This is a genomic window from Ureibacillus sp. FSL E2-3493 (genome assembly GCF_038077515.1).
Lineage (GTDB): Bacteria > Bacillota > Bacilli > Bacillales_A > Planococcaceae > Ureibacillus > Ureibacillus halotolerans.
In genome coordinates this window covers 1306547-1326967 of the sequence record NZ_JBBOPK010000001.1, presented here as the reverse complement: position 1 = coordinate 1326967, position 20421 = coordinate 1306547, and the positions used below count along the sequence as shown (strand labels likewise).

General features: G+C 34.9%; 20 protein-coding genes and 1 riboswitch. Of the genes, 5 read left to right on the top strand and 15 right to left on the bottom strand.

Annotated features, from left to right (window positions below):
- Positions 1-171: 171 nt before the first annotated feature.
- The 14 genes from lysA to MHH69_RS06695 all read right to left on the bottom strand — a co-directional run bounded on the left by lysA (position 172) and on the right by MHH69_RS06695 (position 14305).
- A complete protein-coding gene (gene lysA, locus MHH69_RS06760; RefSeq protein WP_341361980.1) occupies positions 172-1494 on the bottom strand; it encodes a diaminopimelate decarboxylase in 1323 nt (440 codons plus the stop codon).
- A gap of 101 nt (positions 1495-1595) precedes the next feature.
- Complete coding sequence (locus MHH69_RS06755) at positions 1596-3065, bottom strand: spore germination protein (protein ID WP_341361979.1); 1470 nt, start codon at positions 3063-3065, stop codon at positions 1596-1598.
- A complete protein-coding gene (locus MHH69_RS06750) occupies positions 3062-3850 on the bottom strand; it encodes a SigF/SigG family RNA polymerase sporulation sigma factor (protein ID WP_122972866.1) in 789 nt (262 codons plus the stop codon). Before MHH69_RS06750 ends, MHH69_RS06755 begins: the two co-directional genes overlap by 4 nt.
- Before the next feature lie 131 nt (positions 3851-3981).
- Positions 3982-4425 (bottom strand): anti-sigma F factor, encoded by a 444-nt coding sequence (spoIIAB, locus tag MHH69_RS06745; RefSeq protein WP_122972865.1) that lies wholly within the window; start codon positions 4423-4425, stop codon positions 3982-3984.
- Entirely contained in the window at positions 4418-4771 is a 354-nt protein-coding gene (locus MHH69_RS06740; RefSeq protein ID WP_341361978.1) for an STAS domain-containing protein, read from the bottom strand. Before MHH69_RS06740 ends, spoIIAB begins: the two co-directional genes overlap by 8 nt.
- A 299-nt stretch (positions 4772-5070) precedes the next feature.
- Positions 5071-6222, bottom strand: coding sequence for a Ger(x)C family spore germination protein (locus MHH69_RS06735; RefSeq protein ID WP_341361977.1), 1152 nt, complete (start codon positions 6220-6222; stop codon positions 5071-5073).
- Positions 6219-7661 carry a spore germination protein gene (locus MHH69_RS06730; protein ID WP_341361976.1) on the bottom strand — a complete coding sequence of 481 codons (1443 nt, stop codon included), beginning with the start codon at positions 7659-7661 and terminating at the stop codon, positions 6219-6221. The genes MHH69_RS06735 and MHH69_RS06730 overlap by 4 nt, the downstream gene beginning before the upstream one ends.
- Entirely contained in the window at positions 7627-8751 is a 1125-nt protein-coding gene (locus MHH69_RS06725) for a GerAB/ArcD/ProY family transporter (protein WP_341361975.1), read from the bottom strand. Before MHH69_RS06725 ends, MHH69_RS06730 begins: the two co-directional genes overlap by 35 nt.
- A 173-nt stretch (positions 8752-8924) precedes the next feature.
- Positions 8925-10229, bottom strand: coding sequence for a pyrimidine-nucleoside phosphorylase (locus tag MHH69_RS06720; protein ID WP_122972861.1), 1305 nt, complete (start codon positions 10227-10229; stop codon positions 8925-8927).
- 12 nt (positions 10230-10241) lie between these two features.
- Positions 10242-11420, bottom strand: coding sequence for a phosphopentomutase (deoB, locus tag MHH69_RS06715; RefSeq protein ID WP_341361974.1), 1179 nt, complete (start codon positions 11418-11420; stop codon positions 10242-10244).
- Positions 11421-11550: 130 nt separating this feature from the next.
- A complete protein-coding gene (xerD, locus tag MHH69_RS06710; protein WP_341361973.1) occupies positions 11551-12453 on the bottom strand; it encodes a site-specific tyrosine recombinase XerD in 903 nt (300 codons plus the stop codon).
- Between the two features lie 118 nt (positions 12454-12571).
- On the bottom strand, positions 12572-13024 hold the full coding sequence (gene fur / locus MHH69_RS06705) for a ferric iron uptake transcriptional regulator (RefSeq protein ID WP_122972858.1): 453 nt from the start codon (positions 13022-13024) through the stop codon (positions 12572-12574).
- Positions 13025-13090: 66 nt separating this feature from the next.
- Complete coding sequence (locus tag MHH69_RS06700) at positions 13091-13600, bottom strand: hypothetical protein (RefSeq protein ID WP_341361972.1); 510 nt, start codon at positions 13598-13600, stop codon at positions 13091-13093.
- A 165-nt stretch (positions 13601-13765) separates the two neighbouring features.
- Complete coding sequence (locus tag MHH69_RS06695) at positions 13766-14305, bottom strand: NUDIX hydrolase (RefSeq protein ID WP_341361971.1); 540 nt, start codon at positions 14303-14305, stop codon at positions 13766-13768.
- Positions 14306-14387: 82 nt separating this feature from the next.
- Between MHH69_RS06695 and MHH69_RS06690 the strand changes: the two genes are divergently transcribed.
- From MHH69_RS06690 to MHH69_RS06680, 3 genes are all read left to right on the top strand, one after another.
- Positions 14388-15287, top strand: coding sequence for an aldo/keto reductase (locus MHH69_RS06690; protein ID WP_341361970.1), 900 nt, complete (start codon positions 14388-14390; stop codon positions 15285-15287).
- Positions 15284-15775 (top strand): VanZ family protein, encoded by a 492-nt coding sequence (locus MHH69_RS06685; protein ID WP_122972854.1) that lies wholly within the window; start codon positions 15284-15286, stop codon positions 15773-15775. The genes MHH69_RS06690 and MHH69_RS06685 overlap by 4 nt, the downstream gene beginning before the upstream one ends.
- Positions 15776-15994: 219 nt before the next feature.
- Positions 15995-16072: riboswitch (glycine riboswitch) on the top strand.
- 270 nt (positions 16073-16342) lie between these two features.
- Positions 16343-17698, top strand: a complete 1356-nt coding sequence (locus MHH69_RS06680) for an amino acid permease (protein WP_122972853.1) — start codon at positions 16343-16345, stop codon at positions 17696-17698.
- Between the two features lie 168 nt (positions 17699-17866).
- Here the strand turns inward: MHH69_RS06680 and MHH69_RS06675 are convergent, their stop codons facing one another.
- Positions 17867-18118 (bottom strand): YqkE family protein, encoded by a 252-nt coding sequence (locus MHH69_RS06675; protein ID WP_341361969.1) that lies wholly within the window; start codon positions 18116-18118, stop codon positions 17867-17869.
- 261 nt (positions 18119-18379) lie between these two features.
- Here MHH69_RS06675 and MHH69_RS06670 point away from each other — a divergent pair, with 261 nt between their 5' ends.
- Complete coding sequence (locus tag MHH69_RS06670; RefSeq protein ID WP_122972851.1) at positions 18380-19333, top strand: alpha/beta hydrolase; 954 nt, start codon at positions 18380-18382, stop codon at positions 19331-19333.
- A gap of 214 nt (positions 19334-19547) precedes the next feature.
- A complete protein-coding gene (locus tag MHH69_RS06665) occupies positions 19548-20402 on the top strand; it encodes an AraC family transcriptional regulator (protein ID WP_341361968.1) in 855 nt (284 codons plus the stop codon).
- Positions 20403-20421: the final 19 nt, after the last annotated feature.

Genomic DNA, 20421 nt, shown 5'->3' with positions numbered 1-20421 from the left:
TATACTACATGATTTAAGACAAGTAATCAACTAAATTTCCATGAATTTACAATTGTCATAACCAATACTATTCTAAAGATGCATTTGGAAGGATAATAAATAGATCAATTAACGCCCAAATCAGGCATACTGCTAATAGAATCCCAAAAAGCAACCATTTCGATATTTTCATCAATATTCACCCTTTTTTAAAGATAGCGGGAGATCATTTTGAATAATATTTTCATAACTTTCTCTGTTTATAGCCAATTGGTGTTGACCCGATTCTACAAACACAACTGCTGGTCTAGGAATACGATTATAATTTGACGCCATCGAATAACCGTATGCACCAGTACAGAAAACAGCTAAAATATCACCTGATTCAACTTGTTGCAAAGGTGCATCTACTATTAATTTATCACCTGATTCACAAAGTTTACCTGCAACAGTGTATGTACTTAATCGTTCTTCGTTTGCCTTATTGGCAACAACCGCTTCATATTTTGCATCATAAAGGGCTGGACGAATATTATCGCTCATACCGCCATCCACAGCGATGTAATCACGAATATTGGGAACATTTTTTCGTGAACCAACTGTATATAAAGATGTACCAGCGTCACCAACAAGGGATCGACCAGGCTCAATCCAAATCTCCGGCATTGTTAATTTTAGCTTAGCGGCATATTCTTGTACAGTTTTGATCATACCTTCAACATACACATGGGGCTCTAAAGGAGTATCTTCTTCCGTATAACGAATACCAAATCCTCCACCTAAATTTAAAACCGTACTTTCGAATTGATATTGTTCTTTCCATTCACCTTGTTTTTTCATTAACTTTTCAGCAGCTAGGCCGAATCCATCTGTCTCAAAAATTTGGGAACCGATATGACAGTGCAAACCTAACAGTTCAAGATATTCATGATCTTTCACTTCTAAAAAGGCACGATCTGCTTGACCATTATTTAAATCAAATCCAAATTTTGAATCAGCTTGTCCAGTCGTAATGAAGTCATGGGTATGAGCTTCAACTCCAGGGGTTACACGTAATAAAATACGCATCTTTTGTTTTCTTTCTTCAGAAATTTCTTTTAAAAGCTCAATTTCATAAAAGTTATCTACAACGATACAGCCTATTTTTGAATCAAAGGCAAATTCCAATTCCGAATAGGATTTATTGTTGCCATGGAAATGAATTCGTTCTGAAGGGAAACCTGCTTGGATCGCAGTAAACAGTTCTCCACCAGATACTACATCTAAAGATAAGTTTTCTTCTTTAGCAAGTTGATAAATGGCAATACATGAAAAAGCTTTCGAAGCATAAGCGACTTCTGCTTTTACACCAAGTTTCTTAAATGTTTCGATAAATCCGCGGGCACGGTCTCTAATTAGTTGTAAATCATAAACGAAAAGTGGAGTGCCGTATTTTTTCGCAAGTTCAACTGAATCCACTCCACCTATCGTTAAATGTCCATTTTCATTAATTTGTTGTGTTCCATAAAGATGCATAGTCTCTCCTCCGCTCGATAGGAAAAGGTCAACCCTTCTCCAATTAAAAATTACCTTAGATGAACTTTAACATAGGTAATTTTCTTTCGCAACGGATGATTTTAAATACGTTTTCTTTGCTTCGCTCCCACAATATATGGTCTGAGCGCATCGTCAGCCATAGGAAAACGAATGAATACACGTAAAAAGGCTTTTGGGAAAAAAGGAACAAGAGGCCACATGTATGGAACTGTCATCGGCTTGAGAGAACATAAATAGGAGAACACAATGAAAATACCAATAAAGAACCCACTTGGACCAGCTATAACCGTACCAAGCAAAATGACAAATTGAAAATATTTAACCGCACTACTTAATTCATATGTTGGAATTGTGAAAGTAAAGATTGCTGTAATGGCGGAATAGAGCACAATTTCAGCAGAGAATAATCCAACATCAATCGCAATCTGACCGATGATAATTCCCGCAACTAATCCCATTGCCGTAGAAAGCGGTGTTGGAGTATGAATAGCCGCAATCCTTAAATATTCCAACCCTAAGTTAGCGATTATAATTTGTAAAAATAATGGTACGGACGAGTCTTCCTTCGTACCGATGAAATCAATAGCATCAGGTAAATATTGATCATGGGTGGCCAGTAAATACCAAATTGGTAGTAACGTTAAACTAAAGAATGCCGCTAAATACCTTAACAAACGGGTAAAGGATCCGATAAACGGTGCCTGTCGATATTCCTCGGCATGTTGTAATAAGTGGAATAAAGAAATCGGCACAACAATAACAGAAGGGGACGTATCAACAATAATCGCGATATGTCCCTCTAATAAATGGGCCGCTACAATATCCGGTCTTTCAGAATAGCGGACAAAGGGTAAAGGATGGAATTTTTGTTTAAACAGCCATTCCTCGAGGGATTTATCCGCCATCGTAAGACCGTCGTGTTTAATTTCCTCTAACCTTTTCTGTACCCATTTTAAATGTTTCTTATTTACAATATCCTTCATGTAACAGATGGCCACATCGGTATGACCTAATGTGGTAATTTTATGCAACTCAAACCGTAATTGAGGGTCGCGAATCCGTCTGCGAATTAAAGCAGAGTTTAACATGATATTTTCTGCAAATCCGTCTCGGGAACCACGAATGACTTTTTCATTATCCGGTTCATCCGGCTGACGGCCAGGATAGCTTCTAAGCTCCAATAAATAGCCGTAACCATGTAACGTAATAATCCCTACTTGTCCTGCTAAAACACCAATCATGAATTCTTCCCGATCTTTTGGTATTGATTTTCCGTAGAAATTAAAATGATCATCAAAATACTTATCTTCATGTTCAATTTCAATATCTAACTCAGAAAACTTTTCGTCTTCGTCATAATCAAAAAATAATGGTGTCAACTGAACTGTTGTGGCAGTTCCGTCGACAAGTCCACTAATATAAACCATTAAAATCGGCAAACTTTTTACATGAAGGTCTTTAATACAGACATCATAGGATTCATCTTTACCAAATTGACTATACAAATAATCTTTTGCTTCATCTATAGATGCAAAAACTCGATTACTCATTTATTCACCGTCTTTTTTGTAGTTCGTGATGTATTCGTTTCCATCCACGTTTTAAGTTGTGCTAAAATCTTCTTTTCTAAACGTGAAACTTGAACTTGTGATATCCCTAACCTTTCTGCAATATCCGTTTGGGTCAAATCTAAGTAGTAGCGTAAATAAATAATCGCTTGTTCTCGCTTATCCAATTTTGCTAAAACTTCTTTTAAAGGAATATATTGAAATGGAAGTTCAGACTTCTCATCTTTCATTTGATCCATTAAAGTAATGGAATCTCCTTCACTTTCAAAAAGCTGTTCATGTAAAGAAGCTGGGTCTCGCATTGCATCGGTTGCAACAAGCACCTCATCCTTTGTTACACCTAAAATATCAGCAAGCTCTGAGATGGATGGCGGCTTTTCATTGGTTTTTAAAAATTCATCTGTTGCATGACGAATTTTATAATTCAACTCCCGAATGGAACGACTCACTTTTACCATACCATCGTCCCTTAAAAAACGTTGAATTTCACCAATAATCATCGGGACAGCATAGGTTGAAAACTTCACATCGTAGGATAAGTCAAATTTATCAACCGATTTCATCAATCCGATACAACCGATTTGAAATAGATCTTCAAGCTCTACTCCCCGGGAAGCAAAGCGTTGAACAATCGACCAAACGAGCCGCGTATTGCCCTCAATCATTTGCTTTCTTGCATCAATGTCACCAGCTTGCGCTTTTTCAATTAGACCGCGCATTTCTTCCTGCGTTAACAAAATATTGGACGGCTGTTCGATTGTCCTCATCCCCCTTACTTCTATCAAATACGACCGTATTTTCGTCCACATAAAATTGATCGTTAAAACAAATTGTTAAAAACAATTAGGTGCTAAACACCATTCACGTGACGACTAGTTTCGCAATAATAAAAGCTACTTTAAGAGATTTGAGGCATCTTTACCGAGTAAAATTTTTTTGAAAAGGTAACAACCGTTCCAACATTCGGTTCAGATTCAACTTGAAGGTCATCTGCAAAGCTTTCCATAATCGTAAAGCCCATGCCAGAACGTTCCATTTCAGCTTTCGAAGTAAACAATGGTTCCATTGCTTTCTTCACATCAAAAATCCCTTTTCCATTATCTTTAACCGCTACAGATATAACATCCCCATCACGAACAGCGTGAACAGTCACGATGCCCTTTCCATCTTCGTCATATCCATGAATAATCGCATTGGATACAGCTTCTGAAACGATTGTTTTAAACTCTGAAAGTTCGTCAATGGTTGGATCAAGTTGAGCAATAAAACTTGTAATTGCCATCCTTGCCAAACTTTCATTCTCACTAATTGCTACAAATGAAAGTGTCATTTCGTTATCCATTCACAATCCCCCTTGCGTGTAAAATTGCATCTGCTTCTGTACCCTCCATAATGAATGAAGCAAGTCCCGAAAATTGAAAGATTTTTTTCATCGTATTTGAAGGGTTTAAAATAACCGTTTGACCATTTACGGCACTAAGTTCCTTCATACGACCTAAAATCAGCCCAATTCCGGAACTATCCATAAAGTTCAATCTTTCTAAATTCCAAATAATTGTGTTCAAATTTCCTTGTAAAATCGTTTTGGAAATATGCGTGCGAATTTTTTCTGTTTCGTGATGGTCTAATTCACCATATAGCCTGATGACTGCTATATCATTTAAGTGCATGTTAATTTCATAGTTCATTTTGTTAATTCGCCTCCTCTTAGTTCGCTAATTCAACATTTTATTATCAGATTCCTTTTTACTGACAATAGTAGAAGAAATTCGCTGAAACTAGTGAAAATACGACAAAAGGAAAAGTGGATAGAATTATCAATTCATATAAAAAAATGATTGTATTACCAAAATAAGTATGGAAAAAAACTTTCCATTTTAAACATTTGAAAATAGGATTTAAGAAATTATTGTTTTGACCTCCATTAAAAAAGAACATCCTTTGCAAAATCAAAGCATGCCCTTTTTTAAAGTCATTATTAATCTTTTTACCTTTCCACTTCATATTTATAAGTATTGAAGTGGATTATATTTACATCAACCTTGACATTTTTTAAAGAGTTATTGTTTAAATAAAAGGTATAAGATTGTTCCAATTTTTTGTATGCCTTTGGGTGTATTCTGTACCATTTTTCACCTATATTCAGTACATCTAATTGATTTTCCACCCCCTTTTGATAGAGGGATATAAATTTTTCTTTTAAGTCTTCCTCAATCAGTTTAATTACCTCATCAATCGGAATATCTTTTAGTTTCTCCAACAAATCGACATTGGCGGAAAGTTCGACAGAAAATTGTGGAGAGTCCGTTCCTTTTTCATAATGAATGTTCATTTTTGAATCTAAGAACTCTACATTTGCTACAAGCTCCTCACCATTTTTTACTTTATAATTTAACGTCACTTTATCTTCAGTTAACCAAGTAAGAAATAGTGCATCATTAAATTCAATTTCTTGTACATATTTTTCATTTTGAAAAACAGAATATCCGTTAAAATAAAGGGCTGTGTAATTTCCTTCAGACATCCAATTCGTATCATCCAGTTTTACGGAAGGTATTTTTGCCATCCCCATCGGCTCATAATAAGTTTTTAAAAACTCCATTAATGTCACTGGCTTAAGTTCATCTCTTGCAGTTTCATAGGCAAATTTTTTAAACAGGATTGTATAAATAGGTGGAAAGTTAAATAATGCTTCCACATTTAAAACATCTTCAATCTCCTCTTCTGTTGTCACAATTTGAAGGGTAGAACTAAGGGAACGGTTGCGATTAATTTCTTCTATTACTTCATTAAATTTATGGGTGACAATTTTATCACTTAATACGAGGGCACTTACATGCCCTAAAAACAAATCGTTTTCTGTTTTGTTATATAGTTCACTTATAGCTAAATTCAACGTTTCTCCTTCTGCTCTCCCAACAAAAATAGGTACCTTTTCAGTCGGTCTCGCTCCTTCTTGTTTTGCGACATTGGCGAAATTTAACCCTTGAAGATAAACAATATATTCATTTTTTTCTTGATCGTAATCCATACCAATGGCGACAATATAAGTTAAGTCTTGAATATTTTTCACACCGCCACATCCCGATAAGAACACAACAATGAATAAGAAAAGTGAAAAGAGCATCATTCGTTTCATTCCTTTCCACTCCTCGTAGCATCTTCAGGACTAGTTATAGTTGTTCTGGATTTATAAAATGAGCGTGGAGGTTTTAAAAAAGTTTTTATTGCTTCTTTAAAACTAAATGGTGCCAATGAACTTATATAGGAAACTCCAAAAGAAGTAATGGTTGAAAAATATATTATTGTAAGAATAAATCCTAAAATTGTTCCAAATAGACCGAAGATTGAACTTAGCAGCGTAATAATTAGTCGAAGAACGGAAAACGCAGTACTTAAAGCTGGATTGACGACTGTAAAGGAACAAATATAAGTAATCGCTACAATAACTAACATAGTAGGAGAAGTAAGACCTGCCCGAATCGCTGCGTCCCCTATTATTAAACCTCCCAATACAGTTACACTTTGACCAATAGCCCGGGGAAGTCGAGCACCGGCTTCATTAAATAAATCAAATAAAAATAAGATAAGGAACATTTCGATTCCTGTGGCAAAAGGGATTCCTAAACGGGAAACTGAAATGGTCGCTACTAATAAATAAGGAATTTGTTCGATATTGTAACTAGTAAACGCAACCCATATTCCTGGTAAAAATATGGAAATCAACGCTCCTACCGATCTTAATAACCTTTCCATCGATACAAAAAAATAGTTAAGATAGGAATCTTCTGGCGACTTCGTTTCTAACAGCATCGCTATCGGCGCGAAAGAAACGGTTGGATTTCCATCCACTAAAAGGGCAAATCTCCCTTGATTTAATGCTTGTACTAAAAAATCCGGTCTACCTGTATACGACAACGTAGGAACAAGCGACTTTGGTCTATCCCTAATACAATCTTCAAGCTCATTTATACTTACTAAAATATCTAGCTCTACTTGATTTAACCGCTTTTGTATTTCCTTTAGCACTCTTGGATCAATAATATCTTCCATATACATGAGCGCTACCTTTGTTTTACTTCTTTTTCCAATTGTATATTTTTCGAGACATAAAGTAGATGACTGAATCCTTCTTCTAATTAAAGATATATTCGTTTTTATATCCTCTACAAATCCATCCCTTGGACCCCTTAAAGATGTTTCAAGGGCGGATTCTTCTGGAATACGCTTTGGAAAATCCCCCATTTGCATACTTAAAAGACAATTATCGGCTAGAAATAAAATGTTTCCTTGAAAAAGCAAATCGGACAACTCTTCTTCTGACTTGAAAGAAACGTCCTCTGCGTAAAACAAGGAAATTAACCGGTCCTTTATTAAATCATCTTCATAGATACTCAATTTAGGTAAAATGTTTTTATCCAAATATTGATTATCAACTAAGCTTTCAAAAAACATAAACTCAAAGGTTTTAGACTGAATTTGATGGGTTTTATAAAGGAAATCTTGACTAAACTTAAATTGATTTTTCAAATTTTGTACTTTTTCATTTATTTTGTTGGAACTTGATGTGTTTGTCATGTTGCTCAACTCTTTTCTTCGTTACAAAAATATAAAAGGCTGAAAAAAGTATTTGAAACGTAAAAAATATAAAACAAATCGGGAAGTAGTACTTATATACAAATTCAAAAAAGTGTTGGGATTGAACTTTAATCATCATAACGGCAAATAGAACAATATATAGAACAAGAACAGGTTTGTAATTTAAACGATAATGTCGAGTTTTTGCGAAAAATGTGCATAGGAGATACATATGTAATCCAATGCGAATAACGGCTCCACTTAGCCATTGATATAACGCAAAAAAATCTAAATGGGAAATATACTCACCGATTCTTAATATACGCCATTGTTCATAAGCCGGATAACGAAAATTAACGGATTCCGTTAAGCCGAATTCCATTAATGAAGCAGTAAGAGGACCAAAAATAAGAATGGTAAATATCGTAATAAGTACAAATAAATGTTTGAATTTAATAGGTGCCTGTACATAAGGTTGTAATAAAACGATGACATAAACTTCCAGCAGTGCTGATAATACATATATACTCCCCTTTATAATAGGTGAAACACCATCCGTAAAAATCGGAAACAATAAACTTGGATCTTTAGAAGGGGTATTCGTAATTGAGATAAATATTCCAAATATAATTACGAGTGGCAATAATAGACCGCTTGTAATCGACATATTTTTAATACCTACTAGGGTAACAATACAACATGCAATGATTAAAAGGACGGTAATCATTAAAAAGGAAGATTCAGCAAGAAAATAGGCATTTATCCAGATAACTAAGTCACGAAAAGTTACATAGGTGCTAAAAAATAAATACAACACAACAGGAATGGAAAGAAATATCGAAAAGGTTTTACCCATCCGCTTCTTTATTAATGAAAAGAATCCATCCTGCGGACTGTTGTTTAAAATATAAGTAATAAGTATAAGGAATAGAATACAAATGGGATAGGTGATGATGACACTTACCCAACTATCTCTACCAGCTGCTGAAAGCAAATTAGGAATTAAAATGACATGGTTTAATAAACCTGTCGAAAGGATTAACATTAGCAACAATTGTCTAGGGAGTAACACTTTTGTTAAGCTTTGCATACAATCACCTATTTTTCCTAGGATAGCAGTATTATTCCCTATTCATATGCAAATAATACATCCACACATCATTAACATTAAAAATACTAAATGAAGTTTATTTCGGAAAATCTTCGAAAAAGCAAAAAAGTTAGTAACGTTCTTACTTAACGTTACTAACTTTTAACTTAAGATTATTTTGTAATGACTTCTTTAATTAATGTTGGAGCTTCCACTTTTTCTGGCACAATTTCAATATGTTTGTAAAGTTTCTCCATCACTTCTGAAACATCTTCACTGTTCGAATGAATTGTTACAAGCGACTCTCCTTTTTGAACAGCATCGCCTACTTTTTTATGTAGGACAAGTCCAACAGATAAATCAATTGTTGACTCTTTAGTTGCACGACCTGCACCTAATAACATTGCTGCTACACCGACATCATCTGCTTCAATTTTCGTTACATAGCCCGTTTCCTTTGCAGGTAACTCCATTTGATATTTTGCCTGAGGCAATAGAGAAGGATCGTCAACGACAGAAGCATCTCCCCCTTGAGCAGCGACAAACTTCTTAAACACCTCTAATGCTTGGCCATTAGCGATTACAGTTTGCAGTTGAGTGCGAGCTTCTTCAATACTATTAGCTTTTCCGCCTAATACGACCATTTGGGATCCTAATGTATAGCACAATTCCATTAAATCTTCAGGACCGTTACCTTTTAATGTATCAATGGCTTCTTTTACTTCTAATGCATTTCCGATGGCAAAACCTAATGGTTGACTCATATCAGAAATAATCGCCATTGTATTACGACCAACGCTATTGCCAATTTGCACCATTGCATGGGCTAAACTTTTCGCATCTTCAAACGTTTTCATAAATGCACCTTCGCCTGTTTTCACGTCTAAAACAATGGCATCTGCACCAGCTGCAATTTTTTTAGACATGATCGAACTTGCGATTAATGGGATGCTTGGTACCGTACCTGTCACATCACGCAATGCATATAACTTTTTATCGGCAGGAGTTAAGTTTCCACTTTGACCGATAACAGCAGTTCCAATGTCATTTACTTGTTTCATAAATTGTTCATTGGAAAGCTCTACATGAAATCCTTTTATTGACTCCAACTTATCGATTGTTCCGCCAGTATGGCCAAGGCCGCGACCACTCATTTTGGCAACAGGAACACCACATGCAGCAACCATTGCTGCTAAAGATAACGTAGTCGTATCCCCTACTCCACCTGTTGAATGTTTATCAACTTTTATTCCTTCAATCCCGGATAAATCGATTTGGTCACCTGATTCAACCATTGCCATCGTTAAATCAGCCCGTTCCCGATCATTCATATCTTGGAAATAAATAGCCATCATTAAACTACTTACTTGGTAATCTGGAATTGATCCATCTGTATAACCTTGTACGAAAAAACGAATTTCTTCGGTTGTTAATTCTTCACCATTACGTTTTTTCTCAATAACATCAACCATTCTCATGTGGAGAACCTCCTACTTTAAATTCGTTAAGAAACTTGAACCAAATTGTGGTGCTTTTACATTAAAGTTTTCAGCTATCGTTGCTGCGATATCTGCGAAAGTTTCACGAAGAGGTATTTCATCCCCTTGTTCAAATCTTGGCGAATATACTAATAATGGCACATATTCTCGCGTATGATCTGTTCCAGGGAAAGTCGGATCATTCCCGTGATCCGCTGTAATGATTAATAAATCGTCTTCTTTCATTTCATTAAAAACTTCCGGTAATCGACGATCAAATTCCTCTAAAGCGTTTCCATATCCAATTGGATCTCGGCGATGACCGTAATTCGCATCAAAGTCAACTAAATTTAAGAAGCTAATGCCATGGAAATCTTTTTTAACAACGTCAATGAATTTATCCATTCCATCTGTATTATCTTTTGTACGAATTGCCTCTGTAACGCCTTCACCATTATATATGTCAGAAATTTTCCCAATAGCAATCACGTCAAATCCTGAGTCCTTTAATTCATTCATTGTTGTGCGACCAAAAGGTTTTAACGCATAATCATGACGATTGGCTGTACGGGTAAAGTTCCCTAGTGTTCCAACGAACGGACGAGCAATAACTCGACCGACTAAAAATTCTGGATCTAAAGTAAGCTCTCTTGCGATTTCGCAAATTTTGTATAGTTCCTCTAATGGAATAATGTCTTCATGGGCTGCAATTTGTAAAACAGGATCTGCCGATGTATAAACGATCATGGCACCTGTTTCCATATGATCCGGTCCTAGCTCATCAATAATTCCTGTACCACTAGCCGGTTTATTGCCAATAACTTTACGACCTGTTTTCATTTCCAATTGTTCAATAAGTTCCTTAGGGAAGCCTTCTGGATAAACTTTAAATGGTTTATCAATGTTTAAACCCATAATTTCCCAATGTCCTGTCATCGTATCTTTCCCGACAGATGCCTCTTGCATCATCCCAAAATACGCTTTTGGTTGTTCTACTTTTTTAATACCTTTTATTTCACGAATATTTGATAGTCCTAATGATTCCATATTGGGCATTGTTAATCCATTCATTTTATCAGCAATATGCCCTAATGTATCAGCACCAGTGTCTCCAAAACGGTCGGCATCAGGTGCTTCTCCGATTCCAACTGAATCCATTACGATTACATGTATTTTTTTAAACGGTTTCATAAATGTGTCCTCCTCTTCCATTTTCTATATTAAACAAAGGTCAGACATCTTACAAATAATTTTATATGTAATATTTGTCATCCTTTAGTGAAACTTTTATTTTAACCGTTCATATTCCGTTCCAAATCCTTTATGCCCTTGGATGGAATTGTTTATATACTTCCGAAAGTCGCGTTTTACTTATATGGGTATAGATTTGAGTTGTTGATATATCCGCATGTCCTAACATTTCTTGAACCGCACGAAGATCAGCACCATTTTCAATTAAATGGGTTGCAAAACTATGTCTTAACGTATGGGGTGTTATTTCCTTTTCAATATGGGCATTTTTAGCATGCTCCTTTAATAATTTCCAACAACCTTGTCGTGTTAAACGTTTTCCCCGCTGATTTATGAAAAAAGCATCTGTTTTCGGATATTTCCCCTGTAATTTGAATCGGGCAATTTGTAAATACTGATCTAATGTATGAATGGCACTTTTCCCCAATGGAACAATTCGTTCTTTTCCACCTTTACCAAAAACACGAACAAAGCCCATTGTTAAATGAACATCGTCTAAATTTAAACCAATCAGCTCACTTATACGCATACCTGTCCCATATAACAGCTCTAACATCGCTATATCCCTAATTCCCTGCGGCTTTTCCCGATTAGGTGCTGAAATTAACCTTTCAATTTCCTCGATTGATAAAACTTTTGGAAGCTTTTGTTCAATTTGGGGCATTTCTAAATGAACTGTCGGATCAGTATCGGTCATTTTTTCTCGTAATAAAAATTGATGGAAAGAACGGATAGATGAAATATGTCTCGCTACCGTTCTTGCTGAAATACCTTCGCTTCTTAATGTCTCTAAATGTATTAATATATGGGATCGGTTAATATCTTTTAATGATTGTATAGCTTGTACTTTATATATATGCTCTATATAGCTCTCAAGATCACGCCGATATGAAGATAATGTATTCGTAGATAGTTGTCGTTCAACTTGTAAAAAATGGAGATAATCTAATATCGCTTCTTTAGCTTCTTTCATTGTTCATCACCTATCCTTCTTATTCCTACTATAGATTTTTTCGAAATTGTCTACAAGTATAGAAGTTACTTAATAGAAAAGGATGTACATCCGTCATAAACGAAATGTACATCCTTTTTCATTGTTCTTCATTTTGGCCATGACATCTGTGGCAAATACCGTGGAATGTTAATCGATGATCTTTAATAATAAAGTTCCAACGTTTTTCAACAATCGCCTCGACATCTTCTAGTAAATCCTCTTGGATTTCATCTACTGCACCACATTCAATACAAACTAAATGATGGTGGAAGTGTTTTGCGCCTTCTTGTCGAAGATCGTAGCGAGATACGCCATCGCCAAAGTTAATTTTGTCAACAATTTTCAATTCAGTTAATAATTCTAATGTCCGATAAACAGTAGCTAAACCAATTTCAGGTGCTTTATCCTTTACTAATAAGTAAACGTCTTCAGCACTTAAATGGTCTTCCTCATGTTCTAATAGCACTGCAACTGTCGCTTCACGCTGTGGCGTCAGTTTATAGCCAGCACTATGCAATTGCTTTTTTATACGGTCAATACGGCTTTCCATAAGACGCCCTCCTAAACTCATTCTATTATACCAAATGAGTAAAAGCTATTACAAGAGAGGGATGAATTATAAAATGTAAGAAATTGCAACAATCTCCCCTACGCAAATAATGGTTAACGTAACGATGATTGTAACAAAGAGTCGTTGAGAAAAGAAATGCTTTCGGTTAGGCCCCATTTTCTTCGTTGTATAAACCGAACAAAGGACAAATAATAGTACACAATAAATGAGTTGGAATGGGAACCACCATATACTGTAAACTAACAAAGATTCTTGTTGTGTTAATAGAAACACCGAACTAAATCCAAAAAATGTAATTTTAACAGCCACAACGAATTTTGATAAAACATGTAAATATGGATGGGTTGCAAAGAGCAAGACGAGTACTATCCAAGCAACTAACGGTATAATGGTATTCCAAATGGAAACATCGGTTAAATCTAAAACTCTCGGATCTACATAGCTTATTAATTTCATAGACTTGTCCAAAGAAAACACTTGAAAACAGACGACACCGCTTATAAAACTAATTGCTAATATAACAGCATATTGAATAAATAATACAGAACGAAACATAAGCATTCTCCTTTCGTTGGTATAGCTTATGCTCGTCCTCTATCAATATGTCCTAAAACTATGTTCAAATTTCAAAGAAATCTATTAAAATTTCGTCATACATTTTATAATTCAGTGGGATAGTTAGAGATTCAGTAAAAGGATGAATCCTTTTCAAAATGAATTTTATTTGTTCATTTTCATCCAAAGTACAGCATAAGCTGTTTTCGCATCATAAATTTGCTGATTGACTACCATTTGTTCCGCTTCTTCAACAGTAACTTCTAAAAGTTCTACAAATTCATCCTCATCTAAGTCCGCTTTTTCTTCTATTTTGTATAAATCTTTTGCAACAAACAAATGAATTACTTCATCAGCAAAGCCGGGAGAAGTGGCAAAGGTTTGCAAATAAATTAGTTCATTACATCCATATCCCGTTTCTTCCTCCAGCTCTCTTCTAGCTGTAACAGCTGGTTCTTCCCCAGGCTCCAACTTCCCTGCTGGAATTTCAACAATCGAACGTTCCAATGCTTTTCGATATTGTTCTACTAAAACTAATTTCCCTTCTTTTGTTATAGCTATAATCGCAACCGCTCCTGGATGGTTCACTATTTCCCTCTTTGATTGCTTTCCATTTGGTAAAGTAACGTCATCTACTTTTAATGAAATCACTTTCCCTTTAAAAATTGGAGTTGAATCAATTGTTTTTTCTTCGAATTTTTTCATTTCAAACGCCCTCACTTGTCCTGTTGATTCATTTCATTGTACCATTAGTGAAAGAATTTGTTTGGGGGAAAGAGGTTAAAACATGAAAAAAAGAAAAGTTGGAAATAGTTCTATTGAAATTTCGGAAATTAGTTTCGGTTGTATGTCTTTACCGACAACGATTCATGAAGCAAAGCCAATTGTAGATAGCGCCCTTGAAAATGGTATTAACTATTTTGATACTGCTGACCTGTATGATAAAGGGGTTAATGAAGAGATTATCGGGGAACTTTTAAAACCCCATCGTCATGATATTATCCTTGCTACAAAGGTCGGTAATCGATGGAATGAGGGGGAAGAAGGTTGGCATTGGGATCCATCCCCTGCAATAATCGAACAAGGTGTAAAAGATAGTTTACGTCGCTTAAAAACGGATTATATTGATATTTATCAATTACACGGCGGAACAATTGATGATCCGTGGGATGATATTATTGAAACCTTTGAAAAACTTAAAAAAGAAGGTTACATTCGAGAATATGGTATTTCCTCTATTAGACCTAATGTATTCAAGCCGTTTTTACAAAAAAGCAATGCTATATCAAACATGATGCAATATAGTATTTTAGATCGTCGTCCTGAAGAATGGTTTGAAGAGATTACAAAAACAGGTGCTTCAGTCGTAACCCGCGGTTCCATTGCAAAAGGTTTACTTACGAAAGAATGGCCAACGAGATTAGAAAAATCAAAGGGTTATCTATCTTATACGAAGGATGAATTGATGGAAGTGTTAACAAATCTTCAAAAGGAATATGAAGACATCCATGCATTAGCATTAGCCTATAATCTTAGTCATCCAGTTATCGCTTCTACAGTGCTTGGAGCTAGTTCTAAAAAGCAATTACTTGATACAATAGCAGCCTATGAGAAAGCCCAATCCATCCAAAATTTATCCATCGTTTCTGAATTAACGAAAAAAGAGGTCTATACGGAGCATCGATGAAGAAATATATTTTTTTAATTGTCGGTATTTTGATAATGTTGTTTTGTATTTCGAGTATGACCTATGAACAACAAACTATTGTACCTACATTGCAAGAAACATTAGAAAACAAACCGTTTTACAATTTATTAAGCAAATTGGAACTAACCTATTGGGACCAAACTATTTCCGTTGAAAGCCGTGGATATTATTATTTTGTGGAATTTTTAATTCGTAAAGGGTTACATTTTGCGGGTTATGGTATCATTGCCATTTTAATTTATCGGATATATCGAAAATTCCAATTTCAACTAGCCGGTATTTGTGCCGTGTTATCGATATTTGTCATTGCTTCATTGGATGAATATCGTCAAACATTTGTAGAAGGTAGAACAGGGATTTTTGATGACGTTCTTTTAGACACATATGGTGCCATCACCTTTGTCATTCTATTTAAGCTATTCAGTGCCTTATATCAAAAAATAAAGCAGAGAAATAGTGTTGAATGATCATATCTCTTTGATCCCTTTTTACTTTCTTTTGAAAAACTATTCTAGAAAATAACAAATTTTTATCATTTTTCATTAGTTCACTGTTCAATCGTATTGAATATTTTTATAAACATTGATAACATTACTAAATGTATACAAAATTGAACTCCACCCTTTTATGGATGTTCTTTTGTTACAAAATTAAATAGCGGTGATTGCTATGGGATGACTATAGCAGGAGCAATTTCTGGAGAGATCGCATCTTTGCGACGCCGAAGGGTTCACAATCTCAGGCAAAAGGACAGAAAAAGTAACAAATAATCGCGAAATAGCGATTTATGATGGTAATTTTGACTTTTTTATTCATGAAAGGCTTCTTTCTTAATAAAAAGTTTATTCTTTTATCTTTTGTTATTTTTAAATGTCGAATGAGATAGGGTATCCTATCTCATTTTTATTTTCCCCTTTGTTACTGTTTGTTTCTGAATGAATAGAGGGATTCAGTTAAAAAGGATATTCCTTTTTAACTGTCCTTAAGAAAAAGTTCATTACAAGAGCAATGCCGCTATAGTTGGGGGCATATGGATGAATCAACAAGAATTAAAACGAGAATTAAAAAACCGGCACGTACAATTAATCGCCATTGGAGGAACGATTGGAACTGGATTATTTTTAGGATCTGGTGCGGCGATTGAAAAAGCAGGTCCGTCTATACTGCTCGTTTATATGATTATCGGAGCAGCCGTCTTTTTCGTTATGCGGGCTCTAGGAGAACTATTATTATCAAATAAAGGCTATCAATCTTTTAACGATTTTGCAGTAGATTATATCGGTCCTTGGGCTGGCTATATAACAGGTTGGACTTATTGGTTCTGTTGGATTATGACAGCAATGGCCGATATTATTGCCGTAGGGGTTTATGTTCGATATTGGTTCGATATACCCCAATGGATTCCGGCTATTATATGTCTCGTATTATTACTTGGATTTAATTTGTTGACTGTTAAACTATTTGGAGAATTAGAATTTTGGTTTGCCTTAATTAAAGTCGTTACAATTATTGCTTTAATCGTTATCGGTATGGTAATGATTGTCACTGGTTTTGAAACAAATAGTGGTACGGTTTCAATCTCAAACTTATGGGAACATGGCGGAGTATTCCCGAATGGCGTTACTGGATTTTTACTTGCCTTTCAAATGGTTCTATTCTCCTTTGTAGGAGTGGAATTAGTAGGTGTTTCTGCAGCGGAAACTTCTAATCCTGTTAAGAATATTCCATCGGCAATAAATAAAATTCCATTACGCATTTTGCTCTTTTATGTTGGAGCTATTTTCGTCATTCTTTGTATTAATCCTTGGACAGAACTGAATGCAGAAAGCAGTCCCTTTGTACAAGTATTTAGTTTAGTCGGTATTCCGATAGCAGCGGGCATTATTAATTTTGTTGTTTTAACATCTGCCGCATCTGCTTGTAATAGTGGGTTATTTTCAACAAGCCGTATTATGTATAACTTAAGTAAAAATAAACAAGGTGCAAAACATTTAAGTAATTTAAATAAACATGCTGTACCAGCAAATGCCCTTTTCATATCATCCGTTGTTTTATCCATTGGGGCATTATTAAGTTATGTCATTCCAGATGCTGCTTTTAGTATCGTCACAACAATTAGTGCCATTTGTTTTATTTGGGTGTGGAGTATCATTTTAATATCCCATATACGTTATAAAAAAACTCGACGGGATTTACATAGAAAGTCTACTTTTAAGGCGCCCTTTACACCCTTTATAAACTATGTAGTATTGGTGCTTTTTGTTTGTATTTTACTTATAATGTTCATGGCTGAAGAAACGAGAACGGCATTATTATTAACACCTCTTTGGTTTATTCTTTTATTTATTTCTTATGCTTTTAGAAAGAAAAAACAATCAAGGGATTATTGAACAAATAGAAAAAAGTAGTATTAGTTATGTTGAACTGAACCCCGAATAGGTCCACTTTTTTTAAAGTGTCCACTATTCGGGATTCAGTTCATGTTTCCTAATACTACTTTTTTCTTTTGAGTATGTAGTTTGAATGGAAAATACCTTCTTTTCGAACGACAACATCGATTAAAACTTCGATCCTTGATCGCCGTATTTCTCAAGTAGCTCTTCAAAAGACATATTTTTCTCCCGTTGCTTTCTTTCAAAGGCTAACCGCGCTTGACGCTCTTCTTCTTTCGCCTGCTCTTCTTCTACTAAATTTTTCTTCGCAGCTTTTAATTTTGCTAATACATCACCGTTTAGTTGGTCTTGTAATGTTAATGTATCTTCACTTTTGGACGTTTTTACCGAAGTGAATGGTTTTTTCTTTTTCGCCATACTATTCACCTACTTACCATTTCGTATTTCCTTTTTAGTTTATCATGAAATTGAAAAAATCTCTTTCATCTAAAACATTCTCCCATTTGTCACGAACTCAAACAAATACTGTTGCGTAGTATAGTAATAAGTATATTTTTCGTACATTGAATACTATCCAATCGTTAGAGCTAATATAAATTTATTTACAATTCATAATAGAACAGTGAATAGCGACAAAAGAAAGAATAATACTACTATTAATGAATCGAGGTGTTTTTAATGAAACGAAAATTCTTTTGGGTTTCAAGTATTATCACCACTATTCTTTCTGCTGCAACTACCGTCTTCGGCTTCGTTGCTTCGAATCGATTGATGTATATTAAAAATAAAGATGCAACGTTTATATATGATCGTGAATTAAAAGCACAACGCTTTGATGAAAAATGGTTCAATCAATGTCCAAAGGATGAATTAAGTATCGATTCTCCTAATGGCTATTCAATAAAGGGCATTTTCTTCCAACCCCTTAACACAAAAAATACGATTATCATCTGTCATGGTGTTACAGAAAACAAAATTAATTCTGTAAAATATGCTCGTATGTTTGAACGACTTGGTTATAATTCCTTCGTATTCGACCATCGACGTCACGGTGATTCTGGGGGAAAAACAACAAGTTATGGCTATTATGAAAAATTTGATATCGCTGCAGTCGTCCAAACGATGAAATCGATTGTTGGTGAAGATGCCATTATTGGCATACATGGAGAGTCGATGGGAGCTGCAAGCATGATCTTATATGCGGGTTTAGTTGAAGACGGAGCAGACTTTTATATAGCGGATTGTGGGTTTTCAAATTTCTCGGAACTTATCTCTTATATATTAAAAAAAGAAACGATTTTACGGACGAAAATCCCCATCCATTTAGCAAACATATTTTTAAAAATGCGTGATGGCTATACATTTAAAAGTATCACGCCGAAGGAAGCAGTTAAAACTATTCAATCCCCGGTATTATTTATCCATAGTCTTGAAGATGATTTTATTTTGCCTTATATGACAGAAGAAATGTATGAAGAAAAAGAAGAACCAAAGATGTTAAAGCTCTTTGAAAAAGGAGCCCACGCCCAATCCTTTAATCAAAATCCCGAAGAATATGAAGAAACGGTATTGGAGTTTTTACAAAAGTACGTTTATGGAAATGTGGAACAAGTTGAAAAAGACATATCCTAAACCTAGATAGACTTCCTAACTACTTCCATCATAGTGAATTAAAATCTGCTCTTTCTAAAAGAATGGGCAGATTTTGTTTTTGCATGTTATCACGATTACTTTTTTACATACCTACCTTGTATTATCGATTATCATCCGATATATTCCGTATATAAAATATCGAGTCAATCCTAAATATGAACGATAAGATGTACTTGTAAAGGAGGGAAAATGGATGATCGAAAAATTTAATCATTTAATGGACTACATTGAAACACATTTGACGGAAGAGATTTCCGGAGAAGAGATGTCAAAAATTGTAGGTCTATCTGATTATCATTTTAAAAGAATGTTCTCTTATATGGCTGGCATGTCATTAAAAGACTATATAAAAAATAGGAGATTTTCCGTTGCAAATGTTGAATTAATTAACGGAGCAAAGGTGACGGATATTGCCTATAAATATGGTTTTCAATCGATAGAAGGATTTTCAAGAGCCTTCCGTGAATGGAGTGGATTTTTACCTTCAGAAGTAATAAAGAACAAAATTCAAAAATCCTTTCCTAAATTTACATTCGTTATCGATATAAAGGGAGGTATTTCAATGGAATTTAAAATTGAAAAGAAAGAGAAATTCAATATAGTAGGCGTATCAAAAAGCGTGCCCATTCAATTCGAAGGCGAAAATAATGCAATCTTAGAACTAGCCCAGTCAATTACCGAACAACAACGAAATGAAATGCATCAATTAGCTGACTTATATCCTCATCAAGTGTTGAATGATTTTGATGATGGTTTTTTAGAGGAAAAAGGCTATTTAACCCATATGATCGGATTCGCAACAACAAAAGAAAATCCATTCGATGATTTAGAGCAAATTTCTATCGATGAAAGCCTATGGGCAATTTTCCCAAATCAAGGACCTTTTCCATCTATGTTCCAAGAGACCCATGCAAAAATTTATTCTGAATGGTTACCAACTTCAGGATATGAAGTAGCAAATATTCCAGGGATTTCTTTTATAAAGCATAATAATTCTTCCGAAAATGTATATAGTGAAATATGGATGCCAGTAAAAGAGAAGAAATAGCGAGAAAAAAGAAAATTAT